The sequence below is a fragment of the Vibrio aerogenes genome, assembly GCF_024346755.1.
GTDB classification, from domain to species: Bacteria; Pseudomonadota; Gammaproteobacteria; order Enterobacterales; family Vibrionaceae; genus Vibrio; species Vibrio aerogenes.
Genome location: NZ_AP024862.1, coordinates 491310 through 514143 on the forward strand (window position 1 = coordinate 491310; position 22834 = coordinate 514143).

21 protein-coding genes are annotated in these 22834 nt (G+C 44.9%); 10 read left to right on the top strand and 11 right to left on the bottom strand.

The genetic code is table 11. From position 1 onward, the window contains the following. Positions 1–216: 216 nt before the first annotated feature. Positions 217–1173, top strand: coding sequence for an aldo/keto reductase (locus OCV29_RS19825; RefSeq protein ID WP_073602251.1), 957 nt, complete (start codon positions 217–219; stop codon positions 1171–1173). A gap of 73 nt (positions 1174–1246) precedes the next feature. Here the strand turns inward: OCV29_RS19825 and OCV29_RS19830 are convergent, their stop codons facing one another. The 7 genes from OCV29_RS19830 to OCV29_RS19860 all read right to left on the bottom strand — a co-directional run bounded on the left by OCV29_RS19830 (position 1247) and on the right by OCV29_RS19860 (position 9901). After that, positions 1247–2497, bottom strand: coding sequence for a hypothetical protein (locus tag OCV29_RS19830; protein WP_073602133.1), 1251 nt, complete (start codon positions 2495–2497; stop codon positions 1247–1249). Next, positions 2478–3737, bottom strand: coding sequence for an ABC transporter substrate binding protein (locus OCV29_RS19835; protein WP_073602134.1), 1260 nt, complete (start codon positions 3735–3737; stop codon positions 2478–2480). Before OCV29_RS19835 ends, OCV29_RS19830 begins: the two co-directional genes overlap by 20 nt. Continuing rightward, positions 3734–6172 (bottom strand): MFS transporter, encoded by a 2439-nt coding sequence (locus tag OCV29_RS19840; RefSeq protein WP_073602135.1) that lies wholly within the window; start codon positions 6170–6172, stop codon positions 3734–3736. Before OCV29_RS19840 ends, OCV29_RS19835 begins: the two co-directional genes overlap by 4 nt. Before the next feature lie 36 nt (positions 6173–6208). Then, positions 6209–6559: a D-alanine--D-alanine ligase family protein gene (locus OCV29_RS19845; RefSeq protein ID WP_261887433.1), complete on the bottom strand. Its 351-nt coding sequence runs from the start codon at positions 6557–6559 to the stop codon at positions 6209–6211. Between the two features lie 26 nt (positions 6560–6585). Further along, complete coding sequence (locus tag OCV29_RS19850; RefSeq protein WP_261887434.1) at positions 6586–7365, bottom strand: D-alanine--D-alanine ligase family protein; 780 nt, start codon at positions 7363–7365, stop codon at positions 6586–6588. Between the two features lie 288 nt (positions 7366–7653). Further along, on the bottom strand, positions 7654–8316 hold the full coding sequence (locus OCV29_RS19855) for a hypothetical protein (RefSeq protein WP_073602138.1): 663 nt from the start codon (positions 8314–8316) through the stop codon (positions 7654–7656). A gap of 73 nt (positions 8317–8389) precedes the next feature. Next, the gene (locus OCV29_RS19860) at positions 8390–9901 is read right to left on the bottom strand and encodes a hypothetical protein (RefSeq protein WP_073602139.1); all 1512 of its coding nucleotides are present in this window, start codon (positions 9899–9901) and stop codon (positions 8390–8392) included. A gap of 269 nt (positions 9902–10170) precedes the next feature. On the opposite strand from OCV29_RS19860, the gene OCV29_RS19865 reads away from it, so the two are divergent. Both OCV29_RS19865 and OCV29_RS19870 read left to right on the top strand, forming a co-directional pair. Then, positions 10171–11523 carry a hypothetical protein gene (locus OCV29_RS19865; protein WP_073602140.1) on the top strand — a complete coding sequence of 451 codons (1353 nt, stop codon included), beginning with the start codon at positions 10171–10173 and terminating at the stop codon, positions 11521–11523. 245 nt (positions 11524–11768) lie between these two features. Then, entirely contained in the window at positions 11769–12533 is a 765-nt protein-coding gene (locus OCV29_RS19870) for a response regulator transcription factor (protein WP_073602141.1), read from the top strand. 69 nt (positions 12534–12602) lie between these two features. Here OCV29_RS19870 and OCV29_RS19875 read toward each other — a convergent pair whose 3' ends face one another. Beyond that, entirely contained in the window at positions 12603–13667 is a 1065-nt protein-coding gene (locus OCV29_RS19875; protein ID WP_217653278.1) for an extracellular catalytic domain type 2 short-chain-length polyhydroxyalkanoate depolymerase, read from the bottom strand. Positions 13668–14018: 351 nt separating this feature from the next. Here OCV29_RS19875 and OCV29_RS19880 point away from each other — a divergent pair, with 351 nt between their 5' ends. The 3 genes from OCV29_RS19880 (at position 14019) to OCV29_RS19890 (ending at position 16459) form a co-directional block, all read left to right on the top strand. After that, the gene (locus tag OCV29_RS19880; protein ID WP_073602142.1) at positions 14019–14564 is read left to right on the top strand and encodes a GNAT family N-acetyltransferase; all 546 of its coding nucleotides are present in this window, start codon (positions 14019–14021) and stop codon (positions 14562–14564) included. A gap of 185 nt (positions 14565–14749) precedes the next feature. Beyond that, a complete protein-coding gene (locus OCV29_RS19885) occupies positions 14750–15046 on the top strand; it encodes a hypothetical protein (protein WP_139281487.1) in 297 nt (98 codons plus the stop codon). A gap of 108 nt (positions 15047–15154) precedes the next feature. Beyond that, the gene (locus OCV29_RS19890) at positions 15155–16459 is read left to right on the top strand and encodes an inosine/guanosine kinase (protein WP_073602144.1); all 1305 of its coding nucleotides are present in this window, start codon (positions 15155–15157) and stop codon (positions 16457–16459) included. 16 nt (positions 16460–16475) lie between these two features. Here OCV29_RS19890 and OCV29_RS19895 read toward each other — a convergent pair whose 3' ends face one another. Next, on the bottom strand, positions 16476–17396 hold the full coding sequence (locus OCV29_RS19895) for a histone deacetylase family protein (RefSeq protein ID WP_073602145.1): 921 nt from the start codon (positions 17394–17396) through the stop codon (positions 16476–16478). A 166-nt stretch (positions 17397–17562) separates the two neighbouring features. Between OCV29_RS19895 and OCV29_RS19900 the strand changes: the two genes are divergently transcribed. Then, positions 17563–19104: a cryptochrome/photolyase family protein gene (locus tag OCV29_RS19900; protein ID WP_073602146.1), complete on the top strand. Its 1542-nt coding sequence runs from the start codon at positions 17563–17565 to the stop codon at positions 19102–19104. 102 nt (positions 19105–19206) lie between these two features. Here the strand turns inward: OCV29_RS19900 and OCV29_RS19905 are convergent, their stop codons facing one another. Continuing rightward, positions 19207–20250, bottom strand: coding sequence for an alkene reductase (locus OCV29_RS19905; RefSeq protein ID WP_073602147.1), 1044 nt, complete (start codon positions 20248–20250; stop codon positions 19207–19209). 159 nt (positions 20251–20409) lie between these two features. On the opposite strand from OCV29_RS19905, the gene OCV29_RS19910 reads away from it, so the two are divergent. Next, positions 20410–20979, top strand: a complete 570-nt coding sequence (locus tag OCV29_RS19910) for a TetR/AcrR family transcriptional regulator (protein WP_073602148.1) — start codon at positions 20410–20412, stop codon at positions 20977–20979. A gap of 50 nt (positions 20980–21029) precedes the next feature. Here OCV29_RS19910 and OCV29_RS19915 read toward each other — a convergent pair whose 3' ends face one another. Beyond that, on the bottom strand, positions 21030–21617 hold the full coding sequence (locus OCV29_RS19915; protein WP_139281488.1) for a hypothetical protein: 588 nt from the start codon (positions 21615–21617) through the stop codon (positions 21030–21032). A 264-nt stretch (positions 21618–21881) separates the two neighbouring features. Here OCV29_RS19915 and OCV29_RS19920 point away from each other — a divergent pair, with 264 nt between their 5' ends. Next, entirely contained in the window at positions 21882–22049 is a 168-nt protein-coding gene (locus OCV29_RS19920; protein ID WP_139281489.1) for an entericidin EcnAB, read from the top strand. A gap of 52 nt (positions 22050–22101) precedes the next feature. Continuing rightward, positions 22102–22746: a class I SAM-dependent methyltransferase gene (locus OCV29_RS19925; RefSeq protein WP_073602150.1), complete on the top strand. Its 645-nt coding sequence runs from the start codon at positions 22102–22104 to the stop codon at positions 22744–22746. Positions 22747–22834: the final 88 nt, after the last annotated feature.

Genomic DNA, 22834 nt, shown 5'->3' on the forward strand with positions numbered 1-22834 from the left:
TGGCCGCTGTTCTGTTTAAGACCAACAGACACTCTCAACATTATACTTGCCCGGTTATGGCGTGATTTTCTGTGATTTGATCGGTTCATTGCCGGGAACCGGTATAAAAGCAGCAATCGTTATGAAAACATGAATCGTCACGAAAACATCAATCGTTACGAAAACATCAATCGTTATGAAAATAGTAACGGTTATAAAACAAAGGAGACAGAAAAGATGCAAAAAACGGCATTGGGAACGACTGGTTTTGATATTGTGCCATTGGTTTTTGGCGGGAACGTATTTGGCTGGACAATTGATGAAAAAATCAGCTTTTCTATTTTAGATGCCTTTGTCGATCATGGTTTTGACGCTATAGATACGGCAGATGTTTATTCAACATGGGCACCCGGAAATCAGGGCGGGGAGTCGGAAACAATTATCGGCCACTGGCTGAAAGCGAAGCCTGCAATGCGGGATAAAATTAAATTGTTTACCAAAGTCGGTGATGATCTGAAAATTCCCGGTCATAAAGGGCTGTCAGAAAAATGGATTACTCAGGCTGTTGAAGATTCGCTCCGCCGTTTGCAGACCGATTATATTGACCTGTATTTTTCTCACTGGCCGGATGACAGTACACCTTACGAGGAGACGCTGGGCGCTTATGAAAAACTGCTGAAATCAGGTAAGGTTCGCTCGGTTGGTGCTTCCAATCTGGATGTGGAACAACTCAGTCAGTCTTTGGCTGTGGCAAAACAACATACGCTGCCTGCTTATCAGGTGCTTCAGCCGGAATATAATCTGTATGACCGGAACGGATTTAATGCCGATTTGCAGGGCCTGTGTCTGCGGGAAAACATCGGGGTTGTGACTTATTACAGTCTGGCTTCCGGCTTTCTGTCCGGAAAATATCGTTCAACGCAGGATTTGTCCAAGAGCGCCCGCGGCGATGGTATCGGTAAATATCTGGATGAAAAAGGTCTTGGTATCCTGAAATTGCTTGATGAAATCAGTGAGCATCACCAGGCTCAACCCGCAGAAATTGCGCTGGCCTGGCTGATTGGTGAAAAAGCAGTCACCGCGCCGATTGCCAGTGCCACAAAAACAGCCCATATTGAAAGTTTTGCCAAAGCGATGTCTGTCCGTTTAAGTGACGAAGAGCATCAGCAGCTGACGGATGCAGGGTTGGTTTAAGTTGCTGAACTTCCATCACCACCAAACAGGCGAACATTGTGATTCGCCGGTTTGGTTCTGCTGCCTGTACCAGTTAAGTCCTTTCTTTCTGTTCAGTATGAGAAAGCCGCCGTGCCAGATTATCCATCAGAGAAAATAATATTTCGACGTTATAGCCGATTAAAAAAGCGATCAACATGGGTGAATATTCCGCTTCAATCACAGACTGCCCATCACTGAATAGCATACCACTGGAAATGCCCATTACACCGCCCAGCAAAATTCTGAGGTTATAATCCAGACAACTTTTTACTGTAAATGTTTCTTCCCTGAATGATTGATAGATGGACCGCAGTACCAGTGTGAAAGCACCTGTACATCCCAGCAACAGAGGCAAGATATAGCTTTCCAGCAGGTCGATAATATGACCGGCAGAAATCCGGGCACTGAAGAATAAATACCGGGACGTATGTAACTGACGGGTTGCTTTCAGCTGATCAATTGTCTGCTGATAACGGCTGATTTTTTTGTTGTTCTTGCGGGTTGAAGACATGTTTTTCAGGCGTTCAATCTGTTGCTGAGCTTCTTGTAACTTTTTATGGTAGATAAAATTGTCATATCCGGAAAAAATTACCTGAGGACTTCTTCCGAACCGCCAGACAGTGTTCCACTGATATAAAAGGATCCGGTTAGAATCAAATTGTTGATCAAGCAGATTCTCCTGACGTTGTAACTGACTGAGTCTATCCTGTTCACCGGCATTTAATTGTTGTGGTGGCCGGGCATTGAGTGAACGTATTTGTTCCTGAATGTCATTTCTTTTGATAAACAATTCATCCGTTTTCTGTAATACATCAAGTCCGATCATATAGTAAGACTGCAAGATCACAGTCACAGAGAGCAAGAGACAAATTGCAATGCCGTAGTACATCGGGATGCGTTTAATTCGTTTATATCGCCCCTGATGTTGGTGTTGCCAGAAACCGGAGGGGCTGGTTTCCTTAATACTGGCCAGTGTTGCTGGTTTGATTTGTTCAGATAAAACGCCATAACACTGCCAGAAACGGGACTCCTCCAGTACAGATACCTGACCATTTGTCTTGAAAGCCAGTTTTGTATTTAAAATATCCTGAATGATATCCGGTGCGATTTTCATGCCTTTCCGGCATAAGTAGCTCAGAATTAAGTCGACTTCTTCAATGGCATAACTCAGCTCTGATTTATAATCATGGCGTGCCTGACGGATAATATGGTCATGACAGGTTGGGCCATCTGGTTTTTGCTTTGTATTTTGTTCTGGCTGAGAAATCATGTTCTCAGAATTTTCACTTTTTATTGAACTCATGAGATCCCTCCTTAAATACCGGGTGGCCCTGATAGTCGTAGATCTTGATGGCATCTTCGAAAAAATGAAAAGGGACTTTGAGCCCTGTCTGAGGTTTACGCATAAAGTTAATGGCAATATCTGGCGTTTTTACAATGCCGACTGGTAATTCATCTGGTTGAACAAGACCCTGTATCAAGTGAAGACTGTATTGGCTTGCGAGCAAAGCGTTATTTTTAAAACTGACGCCAATAGACATAAATACACTGTCTGGTCCGGCAACGACATGGCTTGGGGTCACACTCAAAACCGGTATGTCGCCTGCATGTGCATTAATCTGGTCGATCATCATAAATAATTCGGTACTTCCGGTCAGAAGAAAAATACTGTCATCTGTGTGAGCACTTTGTGCTGAGAATTCAAGCATGGGTTGATACAGTGAGTAAGCCAAGTGATGGAGATTCACTTCGATAAGCTCGAGGCTGATTCCTGTGTCTGTTACTGCAAGGTAGTGCTGCAGGGGTAAAACCTGTGTTTGAATTGAGCTGCTGTTTTTTCCGTGATAAATCACCGCAATCCGTCGTAGCCTGGGCAGGAATTTCTGCTTCAGGTATTCAATTTGAGTGCTGATATCAATATTAAGTGATGTATAGGCAATGTGGTTGCCGGAAACTTTCCGGGCAGAGGGAATGAGCCCCATCGCAACCGGGTTTTTACTACACACCGTAATGACTGGTATCGAACCGTATTGGTAGTTCTTCGTTAAGAGTCTTGTCGCTGCTGAACCCATCGCAAAGATTTGATTGAACTGCTTTGTTTCGGCGAGTTTTATGGCCGCAAGCGCTGTGGTCTCCGATCCTTGATAATTAAGGATAATAAATTCGGCCCGAATACCATTCCGGGCATACTCATCGATAATCGTTTGTGCAGAAATATCGTAAGCTGATGATGATTTTGATTGTAAAACCAATAGCTTAATATCAGATTTGGGCGTCGTTTTTACCCGGACGACTTTGTTGTGCTGTCCCGGAAGAAACGAGGAGCCCGAGCATGAGTAAGGTTCAAATACCTCCGGGTCTGAGCGCATCACTTGTTTTAGATACCGGCAGAAATGAGGTGTTTTCTGCTGATGTTGTCTTTTCGCATCGGACCTGATGTCTGAAAGAATGTTTGCAATATCTTCCGTGGCTTTTGCAGGCGTAAACCCACTGACAAGGCACAGCAAAAGAAGTGAAATGAGCTTGATGTGGTCATTGTTCATGAGGGTTGTGCTCCTTTAGCCTGATGCGACAGAATAAAGAAAATGCTACCGGAAAAGGCGATATAAACACCGAGTAACATGATGCGTGGTGGCTCAATCCCGCCGTTAGAAATCAGAAAAAATGCAGCCAGGGATGGACCTGAGATATGGCCCAGCCGTTCGAGAAAACGGTATGCAGCTGAAAGTGTGTTCTTGCCTAAAAGCCGGGCCGATTTTGTATTCAGAACCTGAGGAATGACAGCGCTTTGAATCAGCCCCTGCGAAAGCCCCAACAGAAAAACGCCGCAGGAAAATCTCAGTGCGTTGCAGGATTCCCGGCTGAGATATCCATTGAAATGGGTAAGAAATGGATCATTCAGTGAACCCAGACCAATGATGACTAACGCAACGCCACTGCCGAGACAACCCAGCCAGATGATCCTGTGGTGTGATTCTGTCAATTGCGGATAGCGTCGCTGTAACACTGTTGCCGCCATTGAACCAAGATAGTAACAAACCAGTATCTGTCCGATTAAGTCAGGTTGAAATTGCTGGCTTGCCAACAGAATAGGCAGCAAAAAAACGATGATACCAACATAGAGGGCTTTGGCTGGAAAGCCAACCAGCATGACACTTTTATAGATGTCGATATCTTTCAATAGTGTCAGGAAAGTTTTCGGTGATTTGTGTTCCTGCAAGGCGAGGTTTGAGGCTTTTTCTGCAACTGACAGATGTGCTGGCTGTCCGGGTTGAATATCACGGATACAAATGACACAACTGACAAAGGCGATCATGCCAAGAAATCCACCAAACATGAAGACGTGCTTTTCACCTAACGTATAGGCGAGCAGTGCGCCGATTGTCATTCCGGATATTGTGCTGATATTGAAACCCGAGAGTATTTTCTCTCCGCTTTTGAGCTGAGGAAGATGGGAAGAGGCGGTGAGCAGATAACTTTGTACCGCAATGAAAAATACACTTTGGGTTGCGCCCGAAAGTGCCCGGCATAGTATGAGAATATGTGGATTGGTTGTCGTTGCCAGTCCGGATTGAGTCAGTGTTGCTATAAATAGTGACAGTATCAGCATGTGCCGCAGGCTGTGCTTTTCTGCCCAACGTCCTGCCGGAATCAACATTGCAGCAAAACAGATGTAATAGACACAAAAAGCCATACTGGCTGTATAGGGACTCCCCGCTAATGTTTGAGCCAGATATGATGAAATAAAAGATAGACTGATTGACTCTGTCAGGACACCCAAAACGAATAGTGGCAGCAAATGATATACAGATTGTTCTACCTGAATTTGAGTCGCTCCGGAAGGTGAACTGAGATACCGGATATACCGCCTGGATATTGATTCGGAAGGCAACATACCACCGATAAACAGGTTTGCCAGTAACAGTGATGCCAGAAAAAGGACCAGAATATTTCTGGCGACACGGATGACCTTTTGATAAATGACGGACCATGGCGTTTCTATGATCAGAACATAATCACTGTCCGCAAGTCTCCGGCATACTCTGACAGAGGATTTGTGCGGTGCAGGTGCGCAGCTACTTAAGATGACTTCCGGCTGGCTCGCTTGTTTCGGGCTGAAAACGATTTTGCCTTGTTTGCTGATGTACAGGTAGCTGATATCAGGATTATTTGCTGCATAGTCATTAAGAAGCTGGTTCAGACCACTGAAATTTGAAGTGAGATCAAATCCCATTTTCAGTGGAGAAGATAAGCGGGATTCTATTGCATCGGCCAGTGTGACTGAACTGGATTTCAACTGATCCTGATAAAGAGAGATGTACTGGAATGTAACAATGGTTGTCACCAGTAAGAACATACAGTGATGAAGCCATTTTTTAAAACGTACCCGCTTTGCCATGCTCAACTTTTCCTGCATGAGAAGAAGAACAGGACAAATCAGCATGAAAATGGCAACCAGCCGGGTAACCGGACGAAACTGGAGCAGAATAGGCCGGGAAAAAAGCCCGGCAGTGAGCGTTATGTCTATCAGAGCTTCTGGTGTATTCCCGACCGGGTACACCAGATGATATTGATTTATATGATTAATTTCTTTAAGTAATCCGCTCAGATTAAAATGAATATGCTCCAGTAACTGCTTTTCCGGCATGCTGCAGCGTAGATCATGTGAGTACAAATCCGCACCTTGGTGCTTTTCATTGTTTAAGGGATTGATTTTAGACAAAGTTGCCTGCTCAATTTGTGGATGGTTGAGTGCAAATTGATATAACCTGACGGAAAATCCCGGATATTCCATTGGCAAGCCGAGTTTGAGATTATATTCGATGTCTTTACTGACCATCTGTACCTGCTTACATATCTGGTTGAGCGTCAATGACGGAATCACCCGGTATGATTCCCCTACGCCGATGAATATGAGTAACCCGACAGATACCAGCATGACACTAAAAGATACACACAGTCTCAGAATTTTTGTCACTGGAGATCCTCCTGTGAGAATTGAAGTGGATAACGTTTAAACAGGAAAGTGAGTCAGCAGCGGCGGGCGCCACATCTGAAAATGGTCGATTGTATTGACCAGTTGATTCAGAATCAGCTCGTCATAGGTGATGTGCAGCTGTTCGAGTCCCATGGCAACCAGGCTGGTTTTTTCTTCTGTGGGTGATTTAATATCTGGCTTGGGGTTGGCTTCCAGAACATGAAGGTGTCCGGCATGGTCCATTCTCAGGTCTAGGCGAATCAGACCATACAGATCCAGAGAGGTATAGAGTTTAGTTGCAATATGGCTCAGTAAATGATGTAAATACAGCTCTGTATGTTCATCCAGTGGCCGGATAGAGTCTGAGGTAATAGGGCTTGTATCCATTGAAGTAAAGATACGATCAGAACCATTCAACCGGCGCTCAAAGTGTGCAAAGCAACATACGTCTTCTTCATAAGGTGGTGAAAAATCAGTGTGCATCCGGGGGGGGGCTTCATCGCGGCAACACAATATTCTGCTCCTGATAAAAACAGCTCGACCATGACATAATGATTGGTATGTCTGGATACCCGCCAGCATAAAGGTTCTACCTCTGCGGGTGTGTTTGCTATATACACATGTTGCGATGCGCGTCCGCAGACCGGCTTCACAATAAAGCGGGTTTTTTCCTGAAAGCGGGCGTGATACTCAGGCTTTTCAAACTGCTTGCAAAATAAAGCCAGTTGCCGTGACTGATAAGTATCTTCTTCCCGGACATGATGCCAGAGAAAATGAGGTGCTGTTTTTATCCCGCTCGACTTTAAATAGAGTTTAAACAGATGTTTATTATCCATCAGCATCGTATTTGCCGGTGTATGTCCAACATAGGGAATTCCGAGGCTTTCAAGTACACAGGCAGCATGAGCTGAGGAGTCGATCCCCTGGACCCCGGCTGTATTGAGCCAGGCAAAGTTGATTTTTTTATACTGCAACTTCTGCATCAGATTTTTATCTTCTCTGATGAGGTGTACGTGAGAGAAACCTGAATTTTCCAGTGATATTTTAATATCTGTTGCTACATCGATATAGCTTTTCCAGTAGCGGGGATTATGAGTTTTATATTGAACAACATTAGGTTCACTGGGATCGCCAGCATAAATAACCGCTATGTGCAGATATGATTTTAGTTTGTCTAAAATATTTGTTTTCATTATGACTTCCTTATTTTAAATTTATCTTTGCAGGTGCTTTTTTAAATTAGCTGTTTTTTGAATATGTTCTCTTTTATAAATACACAAGCGTCTTTTAATTCGTGGTAATCACTTTATGGAATGGAAATAAATGTAGTAACAGAATAAAAAAACCTCCGTAAATGAATGGGCAAAGTTTACGGAGGGCGGAAAATCAGCTGAAGGATGTGAGGCTGAAAATGGGGCGCAGAAATGGACGATCTACCTGTATACCCAATCAACCTTGCTCTTCAGGGGCGCATCTTGAGGTCATTTGGGTATAAATGGCAATGAATATTCAGATATCAGAGAATGATAGGCAGCCCAAAAGATACCGAACAATGCAACAGCAGAAAAAATGAAAGCTATCCACATATAAATATGTTGATGATTTTTTTTCTTTTTACTGGCAATTTTTTGTAAGGATTCGGAAATGAATACCTCACCAACAAATGTATCAAATATTTCTTCGTACTGTCTGTCCTGATAGTCGATTCCTTTCAATATAATGTTGTCATCTTTATCTTTTATATACCTGGGATGTTCACTATATAACCCTTCATGATTCAATATCAGTCTTTTTCTTTCTTTTATATGTGGTGAGTGGAATAGCTGACAAAAATAACTGATCACGGACTTATCTTTAGAAGATTTGTTGATGATTAAATATCCATTGTCAGTCAGGTAATTCATCAGTTTTTTTAATTCCTGAAACTGGTCAATGGCAATTTTTTTATCATATTCATTATTGAACCGTTCGACTGGTAAATAATAAACAGCATATTTTATTTCCGGTTGTATAATGAGTGCACGTTTGTTTTTTTCTGTAAAAAATTGCTGTGAAAAAAACTCTGGCAAATTCACCACTGCTTTTGCCGGATATTGATTCAGTGCATCAATGATATATTGTTCGTTTTCATTAAATGTTCGCATGATTTCCCCTCAACAGATTCAGTGAAAAAAGAGCACCTCTCCGGGAGAAAAAGAGGCGCTCAGCCCGGAAAACTTATTCGTCAGAACTACTATCAGCGTCAGAACTATCGCTGCTTGCTGCACCGCCTTTCGGCGTACTGTCATCAGCACTGCCGGCGGCATTGTAGCGATTTGGATAGTATTTATTCATCCAGCTACGGGCAATTTCAGCTTTGGTGATTGGTTTGAGGTAATAGTTCAGGGGCACACCAATGGTGCTGTCATCACTGGAGATACATTTTTCAATGTAGTCTTCCATCGCATTCATCACAGAGTTGATGTCAATAATTTTGTTGGCACCATCATCAATTTCAGCAACACCGCTCAGGGCAGCCTGAATTTTTGATGTCTGCATCGATTCCATTTGCTGGCCGGCTTTCGCATTACCGGCAGCGCTGCCGATGGTTGCCATATCATCCGCATTAGCGTTTTGAATCGCAGCCAGGCTTGCCATGGCTTTATCAGGGCTGAAGTCAGCAAACTGCTGCACGGTCATTTTGACTTCATTAGATTTAATTGATGGGATGACGCCCATGACGATCAAAGAACAGTGAGAACTGATATTTTGTGTGCTGAGCAGGTTTTTAGCGCTGTTGGAGAAGGATTCATTGACGCCGAACTTACCTGAAGCTTCGGCAAACCAGCAACCGACTTCAAACGATGCCTGTAATGATTCTGCGACTGAATACATCGACTGACTGGAGCTGGATTCAGTCGTGTTCAGAACATGAACCATGGCGACAAAAGAGGAACCATAACTGGCACCTGAAAGCAGATAAAATGCTTTTTCATCTTTTGTGCCCATTTGTGCGCTGGCTCTGCCAATTGAGGCGGGTGAATTGGTTTTCAGCAAATCGTCGGGAAACAGCTGGTTCCAAGTTTTGACCGCTTTGTCGACATCCAACCGGTAAGGAGCGTAGACCTGCGCTTTTTTATGGGTACAGTTAATACTGATAACCAGCGTCCCCGCAATGCTGTGTTTAGAGTGCTGGCTGTTCATTTGCGCCTGCGCGGTCGATTTTGCTTCTGATGAAGCTTTGTCTCCCAGATAACTGACTGACCCTCCAATAAAACTGGCAACGGTTGAAGCGTGGCTGTGTGATGACTGAGAGTTTTGATCGAAGGAGAAATACTGGCAATTCATCTGAATGGAATCGACAGCCAACGGTAAAGTTTTCAGGCTGCTTTTGTTGTAATCAATCGGACTTTCAATCTGTTCATTGACCATATTGATCTTTGAACGCAGCGGCAAGATCGCTTTTTCTGCCTGAATCTTTGCTTTGCCGTATTTGACTGCGGCCTCTTGCAGCTGTTTTCCCACATCCTGCGACTCTTTAACTAAATCGCCGGGATCGACTTTCATATCGATCATTTCTTCAACGGTCATATCAATACTGCGCTTGAGTGAATTCAGCGCATTCATTTCATATTCGGCCGCATCTGCCGGAGCCTGGAGCTTGGAGATTTGTACAATGTTCTCCAGTTTTTTCTTGGTCACGATATTCCCGAGGACGAGTGACGGATCGTAAGGAATGCTTGATGGCATAATTTATCCCCTAATGTTATTTGAGTTTCCGGCGGAATTACCGGAACCTCTGTAAACATATTCGTCAGGTCATCCCCGCAGCTTTGTTCAATCCATTCAACACTTTGTCTGCACCATTTCAGGACATTCTATTTCTCAGAGTCATGTCCCAAAGGCGATCTGTATTTTTCAAAGCCGGCTCTGTATTTATCAAAGGCGGCGTTTTTTTTACTTTGCCAGAGTAAATAACACCATAAGCAACCTATTGATAAAAAAACCGGAGAAATATTATGGCCGTATCTGTGCCCTATCATCCTGGGCTGGTACTCGGGAATATTCTTGAAAGCAGTTATCTCAGCTATATTCAGCAACATTCTCAGATACAAGGACAGACAGAGAAATGTCGTAAACAACATAACGCACTGACTCAGCAGAAAAATAAGCTCGACATGATTCGTGAAGAACTGGTCAGTATGGGGGTTGACGAAACAGACTTGTCAGAGATTGATAATGAGATTCAGCGTGTCCGCAAGAAAATGTTAAAAGCCGCTGTGAATTACAGCAAAGCGGTTATCAATACAGAAAAGCAACTGGCTTCGCTTGAAGGGAGCACTTCTCTTGCCTCTGTGAGTTCACAATCTGAAAGTCCGGTTGATTTTATGAAAAGTGAGATGATGGCAAAGCCTCTTGCCAGTGATTCCATAGAATTGGATATGCAGTTCTTCCATCTCGACAGTCATACGACAGACCCGACAGCGTTTGCTGCACAAATTGCCCGGCATGTTGCCCATCAGTCCGGCCATCAGCTGGCCGACCAGGTGCAGAAAAAAGTGATGCATCATGCTTCGCAGCACAATATTCAGGGCACTCTGGTCATTTCAGCTAATTGTACGCACAGAACTGCAAGTGTTTTTTCGCCCTTGGTGCTTGACCCGGAAAAAGCAGTCAGGGCCTGGAATGCCTGTTATCCGGGCCAGGCGATAGCAGCTCAATCAGTGGACAAAGTTAAAAAAACAACGTCATCAGGGCGTTCACAGATGCAGACTTTAGATGTGTTGTCTGGTGCTACTTTTGGCTCAAGTTTTGTAGGTATGGTGCATTTCATTCAGGATGATACGCTCACTTCTGCCGGCGAAAAGGCTCGGTCATCGGGTTATCTGACTCAGTCTAATCTGCAGATTCAATGTAGTTTTGTCAGTATGGGAATTATACCGGAGACCGGTTCTTCAACGGCCAGAACAGTGGTCAGTGATATTGCCGGAGATACCAGATCACAAGTCCAGGCAATGAGTTTTCTGAATTCTGACAGGGAAGATGAGTTTGAAACTGAGGAGACTCTGAAACAGGCGGAAGAAGAGAGAAGCAACTATAAAAACATGCTTTCTCATTCGATGAAAAGTGTCGTGGAAGCGTTCAGTCAGACCGCAATGACAGAACAGAATGTGCTGAATTTAGATACCTTAATGACCATTTTTGATAATTTTACTGAATCAGCGCGAAATACAAAAAAAGCTTGCGGCGTACCTCTGAATTATTACATTACTCAATATACCCGTGATGATATTTTGCAGCTTTTTCAGAGACATACTCGTGCAACTTCAAAACAATCTGAATCATCTCATGTGCCTCAGGAGGAATCCTGAACCGGCAATGATGAAGTACTGTCAGTGTCTGGTGTCAGAGCCAGATAAAAATTTCTGTTTCCATTTAATTCGATGAATCCCGACTGAATGCAGGGTGATGTTCAGGTATCTGCTGTGCCTGCGTCAGATTTTATTTTTAACTATAAGGATCTGGTTATGAAAAAAAAATCCCATATGAAATCATTGTGTTTTCTAACAATAACAGTGTTTTTTCTCAACTATCGGCCTGCTTGCATCAAGAATCGGTGCAACTGACTCTGACGACTTCAGAAGATCTGATTGAACAGATTGTCCGGATTGCGCCGGATATGATCTTTGTGGACTCAACTCTGGGAAAAATCCATCATATCCGGGAAACGTGTTTATTACTGCAAAAGCAGATGAACGGCCGTCATATCGCTTTGCCCCCCGTATTGTCGATCATTGAAGGGAATAGCGGACAGCGCGGAGAGGTGCTGAACGATGGTGCGATTGATTGTGTCAATTATCCGTTTAATCCACGGGAAGTCATCATGAGGGTAGAATACACCCTGTTGATTGTGGCTGCCTGTCAGCAAGGTATTGCCCCTGAGCGGGTTTCAGCACCACTGTATTATGGTGGTGCAGACCGATCAAAATATAATTATCTGGCCAGTCAAACCGCTGACTATCTTGAGAAAAATCTGGCTTCACATATGACGCTTGCCCAGCTGGCACAACGGGTGAACTCAAATCGTAATTCGCTATCGGAAGCATTTAAGCAGGCGTTTGGCTGTACTATTTTTCAGTGGTTGTACCATCGCAGGATGGAAAAAGCGGCAGAATACCTGAGTCGAACGCATCTTGATGTCCAGCAGGTTGCTTACCGTGTGGGTTATATTGATGCGAACAACTTTTCCACTGCGTTCAAAAAAAATTCCACTGTTCACCCAGTGTATTTCGTATGCAAAATGAAAAATCCGGACAGGATTGAAGCCGTCAATTGTCCGGATATACACAAAAAGCTACGCAGTTGCGTAGCTTTTTCGTGAGTGACGTTTAAAAACAGTAAGAATAAAATTCTGCGAAAAGCGTATCAATATAGTTTGTTATTTTGATAATTATGGGTGGCTGCTCAGGCGGGTCACCATTCGATATACGGTGCTGATTTGAGGCGCGTTTTTCGAAAAATAATCAGGCCCCGGATTATTTGGTGACGTATATCCCCAGAAGTCCCAGCAGCCTTTGGGATTATACGGGTTGCTGGTCGATGGGCGAATCTGCGGGTACAGAATGATGAGGTTGTTGGCATCGGCGTAAGTGTTGTAGCCTGTATGGTTGTAATATCTGTCGCCAATAATTGCTGCGCCTTGTTCACAGCCGTGAAAAACGATGTGAATCGAACAACGGATTTGGTTATGACACTGTTTTGGGATATAGACATAACCGGTGTCATCCAAACTGGTGTAAGGATTATGTATGAATTCAGCCTGATTAAAAGGGATGGCTTTGGCTTTTGGTTCCGGTTGACTGGTCTCCAGACCCGGATAAATCCAGCCCAGGATTTTTTTTGCCTGGGGAATATCACAGTTGTTGATGTAAGGTGGCTGGGATGTACTGCACGGATTGTCTGAATCATTGTCTGTGATAATGCCATGGCCGGCGTTGGTGGTCTTGTTGTAAAAGATGGCATCGCTCTTGACGCCCAAAGCCTGATAAAAAACTAAGGTTTGATCCATCACCCGAGTGTTAACGGTTCTGTCATTGGTGCCACTGAACAAATAGACACGTTTCTTGTACAGATTTTCGACTGAGTCAATTTTCCCGTTTTTTGCCAGTAATCTGGTTTTTTTAACCAGTCGGGGCGTGTTTGGTGAAAGGCTTGCTGTGCGTGGGTTCATGCATGTATTGATCGTATTTTCCATATATGTACGCGCTGGCCAGGATTGTGCACATAAATAAGGACCACCGGCAATAATGCCGACACCTTTCATGATGGTTGAATGTGCAATAAAAAACTGAGTGGCCATAAATGCTCCGGATGATAAGCCGGACACCGATGTTTTATTTATGTCAGCATTGATAGCAGGTAACCTTTTAACCGAAGCGCCGGATGTGAGCGGTAACAATATGGCTGGCAAGATATACCAGCGGCGAGTCGTTCTGGTTTGATTTCTTTTCATCATTTCATTTTCCGTCTCTTAAGATATACGTCAGATAACAACCTGAGTGTAAGCAGGACCGTCTGACTGATCCTTTGTCTGATACAGTGATATCTTTGAACCGTATATCCAAGTGATCTCAAGATCGAAAGGCGGGCGCATATATCGTCATGATTTCAGCGAATTAGTTACATTAAATCAGTAGGTTAATATCTTTTTGTGTATGAGTTGCTGTTTATGTTGCTGCTTTGTCAGGATGCTTTTCTGCCGAAAATACAGGCATAGTTATAAATTCCTCCCAATGTTCTGAAAAATAATTGGTATAATTATTATGAATTTAGTTTCATTTTGTCGAATGACATGGAGGAAATGACAATGGAAATCAGACAATCAACTGAGTCAGATCGCAGCAGCATTCTTGAAATTCACCAGCATGCTTTCGGGAATGAGAAAGGCGGGGTGATTGCAACACTTGTTGATGATTTAATGCATGATATGACAGCTGTGCCGGTGCTTTCTTTGGTGGCGGTTGAAGGGAAGCGTCTTGTGGGGCATGTGCTGTTTACCAAAGCGGAGGTTGACGGTGCGGAGGTCCCTTTATCTGCACAAATACTGGCACCGCTGGCTATATTACCTGACAGTCAGAAAGCCGGTGTCGGGCTCCGGTTGATCAATGAAGGTTTAGAACAACTGAAAAAATCGGGTGTGGATTTTGTGTTTGTGCTGGGGCATGCCGATTACTATCCGCGTTGTGGATTCAGGCCGGCAGGCTCTTTGGGATTATGTGCCCCTTATCCGATCCCGGAAGAACATGCCGGGGCATGGATGGTTCAGGAACTGAATCATAATTATCTGGGCCAGATCAAAGGAACGGTACATTGTTCGAAAGCACTGAGTGAACCACAACACTGGCGGGAGTAAATTCAGCTGCGTTGGGTGATTTTTTCGCACTTGATGGTCCAATCTGTGACATTCATTCACACACAGGCACAAACTTATTCTTCAGTGGTTTTTATTTCTATACTCTCACTGACTGTTTTTCCGGGGAACCGCTGTTTTTTCCCGGTTCTCACCAGTGGCTGAAAAAACGTATTGGAGATCTGAGAATGAGACCTTTGATCAGGTTTATTGCACATTTGGTTTTTTTTATTGGCTTGAGTTTATTAGTGCTTTTCCCCCGTCACCAATATGAATGGACACCCGGGATGAAGCCATCGGTATCTGTTATTTATGACGATGTGATCACGATTCACAGTATTCTGTTTATGCTGATGGTATTGGGTGTGATGATTATTTCGCAGCTTGGACTGATTGCGATGTCGACCAACAGTAAAGAGAGAAAGCGATCTCTTCTGTTTATTGTCGCATCCATTGTGATCTGGTTTCTCTGGTATTCAGAATAAGATTGCGCTGGTTTTCTCTGTCAGAAGAATTGCACCGCTGTCACGGAGCAGATAAAATTGCGCCTTTTGTTATTTCAACCAATTGTTACCCCAACCAACAGGCGCAGTATGAAGTTTCCCGGTCAACGCAAATCCAGGCACTATTTTCCAGTCTCTGAGCGCGATACGCTCATCATGCCAAATACGGCAAATCATACACTCACGCTGAATCATGTGATTGGCATGGCGCAGGTGATTGTTGATATTGAAGCGAAAGTGCCTGATGCACTGATTGAAAAGTATGAGCTGGTGATTGGTCAGTCGCTGGTGATTGATGATGCGAAAGCTGAAGCGTTATATCAGGAGCTGTCAGAGAGCCAGCTGATTACAGATCAGTTTGCCGGTGGAACAATTGGCAACACCTTACATAATTATTCTGTGCTGGCGGATGCGAGATCCACGCTGCTGGGTGTCATGAGTGAGAATATCCGGATTGGCAGCTACGGTTATCAGTATTTATCAAATACATCCAGCAGGGTTGACCTGAATTATCTCCAGGGTGTGGATGGCCCTATCGGGCGGTGCTTTACCCTGATTTCTGAGAATGGTGAAAGAACATTTGCGATTAATGCCGGTAAGATGAACTTTCTGCGCCCGGAAAGTATCCCGCAAGAGATATTCAAGACCGCATCTGCACTGGTATTGAGCTCGTATTTGCTGCGTTGTAAAGCTCATGAGCCGATCTCTGATGCCGCGATGCAGTCCATTGAGTATGCGAAAAAATATCAGGTGCCGATTGTGTTAACGTTGGGCACCAAATATATGATTGAACAAGATGTTGATTTCTGGCAGTCATTTATCAAAAACCATATTACAGTGGTCGCGATGAACGAAGAAGAAGCGCAGGCCCTGACGGGGATTGCTGACCCTTTACTGGCGGCAGATAAGACACTGGACTGGGCTGATATGGTGCTGTGTACCGCCGGGCCTGTGGGTTTGTTTATGGCAGGTTACACGGATGATGCCGCGAAAAGAGAGACCAGACGGCCTCTGTTACCGGGGGCAATTGCTGAATTTAACCAGTATGAATTCAGCCGGCCGATGAGAAAAAGCGACTGTACCCGGCCGGTCAGAGTTTATTCTCATATTTCCCCGTATATGGGCGGACCGGAGAAAATCAAAAATACCAATGGCGCCGGTGATGCAGCGCTTGCTGCGGTTTTGCATGATATGGCTGCAAATGAATTCCATCAGGCGAATGTGCCAAATTCGGTAAAACATGACTACCGTTGCCTGACTTACTCTTCTTTCTCCCAGGTCTGCAAATATGCGAACCGTGTCAGCTATGAAGTGCTGGTGCAGCATTCTCCCCGTTTGTCCAGAGGATTGCCTGAGCGGGAAGATTGCCTGGAAGAGTCATACTGGGAGCGATAACGGTGATGACTGACCGTCATTGCTGAGCACAGGCATGCTGGTATGCGGCATCAATTAAATGCATGTGATGCGGTATCAGGTCGCCATGGTTTGCCCTGTAACCGCCGCCAACGACACAGGCCATCGGAATTTGCAGCCGGTGAGCCCGAGTGATCATCCACCGGTCACGGGTTGCAATGGCGTCCGATGATATATTCAGATGTCCCAGTTCATCGTCTTGATGAATATCTACACCAGCATCGTAAATAATCAGGTCTGGCTGATGATGAGACAGAGCCATGGAGACAACTTCACGGAATGTTGTCAGGAAAATCTCATCTGTGGCAAATTTTTCGAATGGTACGTCATAATCTGATGGTGGTTTGCGGGAAGGGAAGTTTTTCTCGCAGTGGAAAGAGACGGTAATGATATGACGGTTATCCCGGCATAAGCTCGCGGTGCCGTCACCATGGTGAACATCGCTGTCGATAATCATCACTGTATCGATATCGGGATGCTTTAACGATTGATGAGCTGCCAATACCAAATCATTGATTAAACAAAACCCGCTGCCAAAATCATGATGCGCGTGGTGATAGCCGCCGCTGAGATGAATTGCGAGCCCATGCTGTTGAGCCAGCGCTGCGGTCATGACGGTTCCGCCGGCTGAATAACAGGTACGCTCGATCAGCCTCTCACTCCACGGAAAACCAATCCGGCGCATTTTCGCTGCCGGTAACTGTCCGCTGAACAGCGCTGTAATATAATCCGGTGCATGAACCTGAGCAATGATATCTTGTGGTAGTTTTTCTGGTGTCACCCAGATGAATGGTTCTGAGTTGTAACCAGACTGTATCGCCTCATACAACAGCCGGTATTTATTCATCGGATAGCGGTGGCCTTCGGGTAACTCAAGGGCAGAATACACCGGATGATATACCAGGGGAATGACAGCCATTGATTGTCTCGTCTGTTTGTTCTGATGTTGGCTATTAAACGGTTTTTAACCGGAAAATTCAAATCACGGTACGACTGGCTGGCCTATCATTCTTAATGAAACAAAAAGCTTTAAATGAAACAAAGACTTTTGAATCAAAGAAAAACAACACAGGAGAAGATGGCTTGTGGGGAAATTAAGAGTAATTTTGGGCGATCAGCTCAATGAGCAGATTTCCAGCCTGCAGGGAACAGATAAGACGCAGGATGTGATTCTTATGTGTGAAGTTCAGGAAGAAGCGACCTATGTCAGACATCATCAAAAGAAGATCGCTTTTATTTTTTCGGCCATGCGGCATTTTGCCCAATCACTGAAGGCGCAGGGATATGAGGTTTGGTATACCCGGCTGAATGATCCGCAAAACAGCGGCAGTTTTACCGGGGAAGTTGTCCGTTGTTTGCAGCAACATGCGTGCGACGCGGTTATCCTCACTCAGCCGGGTGAATACCGGGTTGCTGAGATGGTTCGCTCCTGGCCTGAACAATTGAATCTGCCGGTTGATGTCCGGGAAGATAACCGGTTCTTATGCCCGGTTGAAGACTTCAGACAGTGGGCAAAAGGTCGTCAGCAGCTGCGGATGGAATATTTCTATCGTGATATGCGACGGCGGTATCGCATCTTACTGGAAGATGATGAGAAGCCTGTGGGCGGGAAATGGAACTATGATACAGAGAACCGAAAGCCAGTGACAACGTCACTTGATATACCGCCTCATTTCAGTTCAGCACCCGATGAGATCACCCGGCAGGTCATTGCGCTGGTCTCGGCCCGGTTTTCTGATCATTTTGGCGACATCGAACCATTTTATTTTGCCGTCACCCGCCAACAGGCGCTGGTGGCTCTGACATCATTTATTGATAACCGGCTGCGTTATTTTGGCGATTATCAGGATGCGATGCTCGAGGGCGAACCCTGGATGTTTCATTCTCATCTGAGTTTTTATCTTAACTGTGGCTTATTGCTGCCGCTGGAATGTGTCAGGGCGGCGGAAGCAGCCTGGCGCGAAGGAAAAGCCCCGTTAAATGCTGTGGAAGGCTTTATTCGTCAGCTGATCGGATGGCGCGAATTTGTCCGGGGAATTTACTGGCTGAATATGCCGGATTATGCATCCCGGAATTATTTTGGCGTCAAGGGGAAGTTACCGGCATTTTACTGGAGCGGTGAGACAGAGATGAACTGTTTACGTCAATGTGTTCTTGAAACCCGGAAACATGCTTATGCGCACCATATTCAGCGTTTGATGGTCCTTGGTAATTTTGCGCTATTGACCGGGGTGAATCCTGATGCGTTGAATCAGTGGTTTTTAAGTGTCTATGCAGATGCGTATGAGTGGGTCGAGTTACCTAATGTGACCGGCATGGTTTTATTTGCCGATGGCGGCTACCTTGCCAGCAAACCTTATGCAGCCGGAGGAAGCTATATTCATAAAATGTCGGACTATTGTCGAAAGTGCCGCTATAAAGTCACTCAAAAAAATGGCGCTGATGCCTGTCCCTTTAATTATCTTTACTGGGATTTTCTGATCCGGAACCGGGAAAAACTGTCGTTGAATCCGCGTGTTGCAATGATGTATAAAACTTATGACCGGATGAATGAGGAAAAACACCGGGCAATCAGGCAGGACAGTCAAACATTTCTTACGCAGCTTTCAGAAGAAGAGCCGCAGTGAATCAGCGGGAGAAAAAATGACCTGCACCGAAAAGGCAGTGGAAAAAAGTGCAGGCCGGATTGAGAGACAATCAAAAATTTACAGGAATATGAACAGAAATCATTAAACCAGTTCTGCCAGCATCTCTTCTGAGTAATCGTTTAAAGGTGCGGCAGAACGAACTTTGCTGACGTAGTCCGGGTTCGCAATCAGCGGACGGCCGATAGCCAACAGGTCAAATTTGTTTTCCTGAATCGCCTGCGTGCCGGTTTCAGCAGAGTAGCTGCCGACACCAATCAGCGTCTTCGAATAATTTTCGCGCAGATATTGTGAAGTTGTGGCGCCGCCCAGCACCTCAAATGTCATACTGTCATCGAAAATGCCGGCATGCAGATAAGCCAGATTTCGCTTTTCCAAAGCCGGTAGCAGAAAGTCGAATACTGCACGGTCGCGCGCATCTGGCTGGACGCCGAAATAAGCGCCCGGAGACAAACGCAGTCCTGTCCGGTCGGCGCCGATACGTTGAATCACTTCATCAACGACTTCCAGTGCAAAGCGGGACATATTTTCAGGGCTGCTTCCATATTGATCGTTCCGGTGGTTGGTATCGAAATGAAGGAACTGGTCAATCAGGTAACCGTTCGCACCGTGAATTTCCACGCCGTCAAACCCGGCTTCAATGGCATTTTCAGCTGCTTGCCCAAAATCCGCCACCAGTTGGTTGATGTCTTCGGGGGTGACTGATTTAGGGACTGTGTAAACAAGCTCTCGCATCCGTGGGACCGAACCTTCTGCAGCTACGGCGGAAGGAGCCAGTGCGTCGCCGCCGTGGAAATGAGGATGCGCCACCCGCCCGGTGTGCCAAAGCTGGAGGAAAATTTTACCGTCATTCGCATGAACGGCATCGGTGACTTTTTTCCATCCGGCAATTTGTGCCGCAGTGAAAATACCCGGCGTGTTCGGATAACCCTGTCCATCCGGCCGGATAATGGTTGCTTCGGAAATGATCAGCCCGGTTTCTGCCCGGCGGGCATAGTAGGCCGCCATAGCGTCTGTGGGAACCAGATCATCACTGGCCATACAGCGTGTCAGTGGCGCCATAATAATCCGGTTTTTGAGCGTCAGTGTGTCATTGAGTGGATAAGGCTGGAATAAAACATCTGTCATGATCCGGTTTCCTTTTCTGAGAGTGATCATCGTTGGTTTGTCTATCCTAATCTATTCTTGAATGATCATTCAATATATTTTTGAATGAATGTTCAAGAATGTTTGTCTGATGGCGCAGGAAACAGTAAAGTAGCGGTGATAAAGAAGAGAGGAAGAATCATGCGTGTGGCTGAGTTTGATCGCGAAAAAGTGCTTTGTGCAGCGATGAATGCTTTTGTTGATAAGGGTTATAATAAAACCAGTATGCAGGATCTGAAGCAGGCAACCGGGCTGCATCCGGGATCTATCTACTGTGCGTTCGGGAATAAACGGGGACTGTTGCTGGCAGCACTGGAACATTACGCTCAGGAATCAAGACAAAAATTTGAAAATTGCTTTGATGCTCAGCCAACTATCAGAGAAGGCTTCAGATGTTATTTTGAGTTGCTTTTGTTGTCGTGTGAGCATCAGTCAGATTGTTTGATGCAAAAAGCACTCAGTGACATGCACCGGCAGGATAATGAAATGGAAAGCCACATTTGTCAGTTATTGTCAGACTGGCAGGCACTGATCACGGAAAAAATCATTTCCGGGCAGCAATGCGGGGAAATTTCTTCAGATCAAACAGCAAAGATGCTTAGTCAATATCTGGTGATGAGTATTTTCGGTTTGAGAAGTTACTCGCACCTGTCTTCCGAGCCGGATGTTTTGCGTGGATTAGTTGATCGCGTGCTTTCTGTGCTGGAGTAAACACGTTGTTTGCCTGATGATGCAGCGATCAGGCAAGTTTTCGTGAAAGCCTACCGTGAAAAACAAGGCAGATTCGAAGAAAAATCATAGGCAAAGGGCTGGCAAATGATCTCTTTGATATGTTTGTCCCCTTCATCGACATAATTGAAGCCAACAATATATTGGCCGTCAGTACAGTCAGCAAACTCACCTTTATTCAGTGGCGTTCTTGTCCGGTGATTAATATTGGCATCGATCAGTTCAAATTTAATCAGTTTTTTAAATACAAATGATTTTCTTAATTCACGGCATTTAAATTGTTCAATGCTGCGTTGATTATTCTCTGTTCCTTTTCGATCGTCCGCAACATAATACAAAGAGGTGACGATATAACCATTTGGGCAGGTGTAATCATTACTTTTATGTCCCTGCATCGTTTTTTGCGCTTCTTTGCTGAAAGCCCCTTTTACAAAGGCATGGGTATCGACGCTGACTTCTTCCACGCTCAGATCTTTGCCGCCGAGTCTCATACCGTCAAAGGGGGCATCATAGCTATACCAGGCTGTTTTTCCGTTACCGATATAACGATGGTTCGCTGCATAAATATTTGCACTGAAGAACGAGCAGATAAAAAAAAGAGCCACACCTTTTCTCATCATATATTTCCATGTCTGTATTCATTTCCTGAAATATAAAAGTAGGATATGAATTGAAAAAATAAAAGCGCCTGCGTTTTCTATATACTGAAACCATCTGAAAACCACATCTTCAGGTGGCCTGGGTCTGTCTTTGTGGCAAAGTCTTTACTTCAAAGCCTCGATGATGTGAATAAATTTACGCAGTATTGGCTTGACGCTAAACTGTGGGTTATATACTGATGCTCACTATGTTGTAAATAAGTGGTGTAAATAAGGAGTTTTTTCATGAAATGTATACTGATGGCGGTCACTCTGGCATTTGTTCTCAGCGGATGTTCCGGCACATGGGAAGGTGTAAAAAGTGATTCGTCTGATATCTGGAATAAGACCAAAGAAGTTACCAGTGATGCTGTGCAGGGAACGAAGGAAGCGATTCATGAAGCGACGGAGTAACGGGATTGCTATCTGATTGTGGTTTTGCGAACAACAGCTGTGGTGGTAATAAATGACGGATATAAAACCAGATTATTTTGTTCATGATGATTTGTATAAACAGGCCAGAGAAGCCGGATGGGAAGGATGGGGCGGTCATCAAAGGATGGCGAATGCAGCATTGGTGGATCGTTTTTTCGGTTTATCCGGTATTCCGCAACAAGGGAAGCTGCTTGAACTGGGATGTGGTGAAGGACATCATTGCCGGTTGTTTGCACAGCATGGTTATGAAGTGTCCGGGGTTGATATTTCACCGACGGCGATTGCATGGGCGAATGAAAAAGCGGCAGAGACGGGATGTCACGGGCAATTTCTGGTGGCTGATTTAACTAACCCATGTTTAAAACTGCCGGAAAGATACAACATCGTTATTGACGGGAATTGTCTGCATTGCATCATCGGTGCCGACCGTGCAGTCTTTTTAATGCAAGTGTTTCATGCACTGGAAACCCGCGGCATCTTTTTTGTCAGCAGTCTGTGTTCAAAAGATAACAACAACTATCAAACAGACCGGGATGGCTTGCCGTACCGGCATGTTGCCTCGGCTGAAAACCTGCAGGCCGAGTTAAAGCAAGCGGGATTCAGGGTAATAAAAACCAGGCTTTATGAGCGTGAAAAATTCAACCATATCACGGTCCATGCCGTCAAACCGGGTTAAACACTTTTCAGGTGTCGTGTTCGGTTTTCGACAACCCGGCTTTCAGCGTCTCAGTTTTCAACAAATCAGTTTTCAACAACGCAGTTCT

What these genes read in the sequence shown, in the direction of transcription:
- OCV29_RS19865 (WP_073602140.1), top strand. Translation starts at nt 10,171, where the DNA reads ATGGCCGTATCTGTGCCCTATCATCCTGGGCTGGTACTCGGGAATATT.
- OCV29_RS19905 (WP_073602147.1), bottom strand. Translation starts at nt 20,250, where the DNA reads ATGACAGATGTTTTATTCCAGCCTTATCCACTCAATGACACACTGACG.
- OCV29_RS19910 (WP_073602148.1), top strand. Translation starts at nt 20,410, where the DNA reads ATGCGTGTGGCTGAGTTTGATCGCGAAAAAGTGCTTTGTGCAGCGATG.
- OCV29_RS19875 (WP_217653278.1), bottom strand. Translation starts at nt 13,667, where the DNA reads ATGATGAAAAGAAATCAAACCAGAACGACTCGCCGCTGGTATATCTTG.
- OCV29_RS19920 (WP_139281489.1), top strand. Translation starts at nt 21,882, where the DNA reads ATGAAATGTATACTGATGGCGGTCACTCTGGCATTTGTTCTCAGCGGA.
- OCV29_RS19835 (WP_073602134.1), bottom strand. Translation starts at nt 3,737, where the DNA reads ATGAACAATGACCACATCAAGCTCATTTCACTTCTTTTGCTGTGCCTT.
- OCV29_RS19830 (WP_073602133.1), bottom strand. Translation starts at nt 2,497, where the DNA reads ATGAGTTCAATAAAAAGTGAAAATTCTGAGAACATGATTTCTCAGCCA.
- OCV29_RS19925 (WP_073602150.1), top strand. Translation starts at nt 22,102, where the DNA reads ATGACGGATATAAAACCAGATTATTTTGTTCATGATGATTTGTATAAA.
- OCV29_RS19880 (WP_073602142.1), top strand. Translation starts at nt 14,019, where the DNA reads ATGGAAATCAGACAATCAACTGAGTCAGATCGCAGCAGCATTCTTGAA.
- OCV29_RS19915 (WP_139281488.1), bottom strand. Translation starts at nt 21,617, where the DNA reads ATGATGAGAAAAGGTGTGGCTCTTTTTTTTATCTGCTCGTTCTTCAGT.
- OCV29_RS19860 (WP_073602139.1), bottom strand. Translation starts at nt 9,901, where the DNA reads ATGCCATCAAGCATTCCTTACGATCCGTCACTCGTCCTCGGGAATATC.
- OCV29_RS19855 (WP_073602138.1), bottom strand. Translation starts at nt 8,316, where the DNA reads ATGCGAACATTTAATGAAAACGAACAATATATCATTGATGCACTGAAT.
- OCV29_RS19885 (WP_139281487.1), top strand. Translation starts at nt 14,750, where the DNA reads ATGAGACCTTTGATCAGGTTTATTGCACATTTGGTTTTTTTTATTGGC.
- OCV29_RS19850 (WP_261887434.1), bottom strand. Translation starts at nt 7,365, where the DNA reads ATGAAAACAAATATTTTAGACAAACTAAAATCATATCTGCACATAGCG.
- OCV29_RS19895 (WP_073602145.1), bottom strand. Translation starts at nt 17,396, where the DNA reads ATGGCTGTCATTCCCCTGGTATATCATCCGGTGTATTCTGCCCTTGAG.
- OCV29_RS19890 (WP_073602144.1), top strand. Translation starts at nt 15,155, where the DNA reads ATGAAGTTTCCCGGTCAACGCAAATCCAGGCACTATTTTCCAGTCTCT.
- OCV29_RS19845 (WP_261887433.1), bottom strand. Translation starts at nt 6,559, where the DNA reads ATGGATACAAGCCCTATTACCTCAGACTCTATCCGGCCACTGGATGAA.
- OCV29_RS19825 (WP_073602251.1), top strand. Translation starts at nt 217, where the DNA reads ATGCAAAAAACGGCATTGGGAACGACTGGTTTTGATATTGTGCCATTG.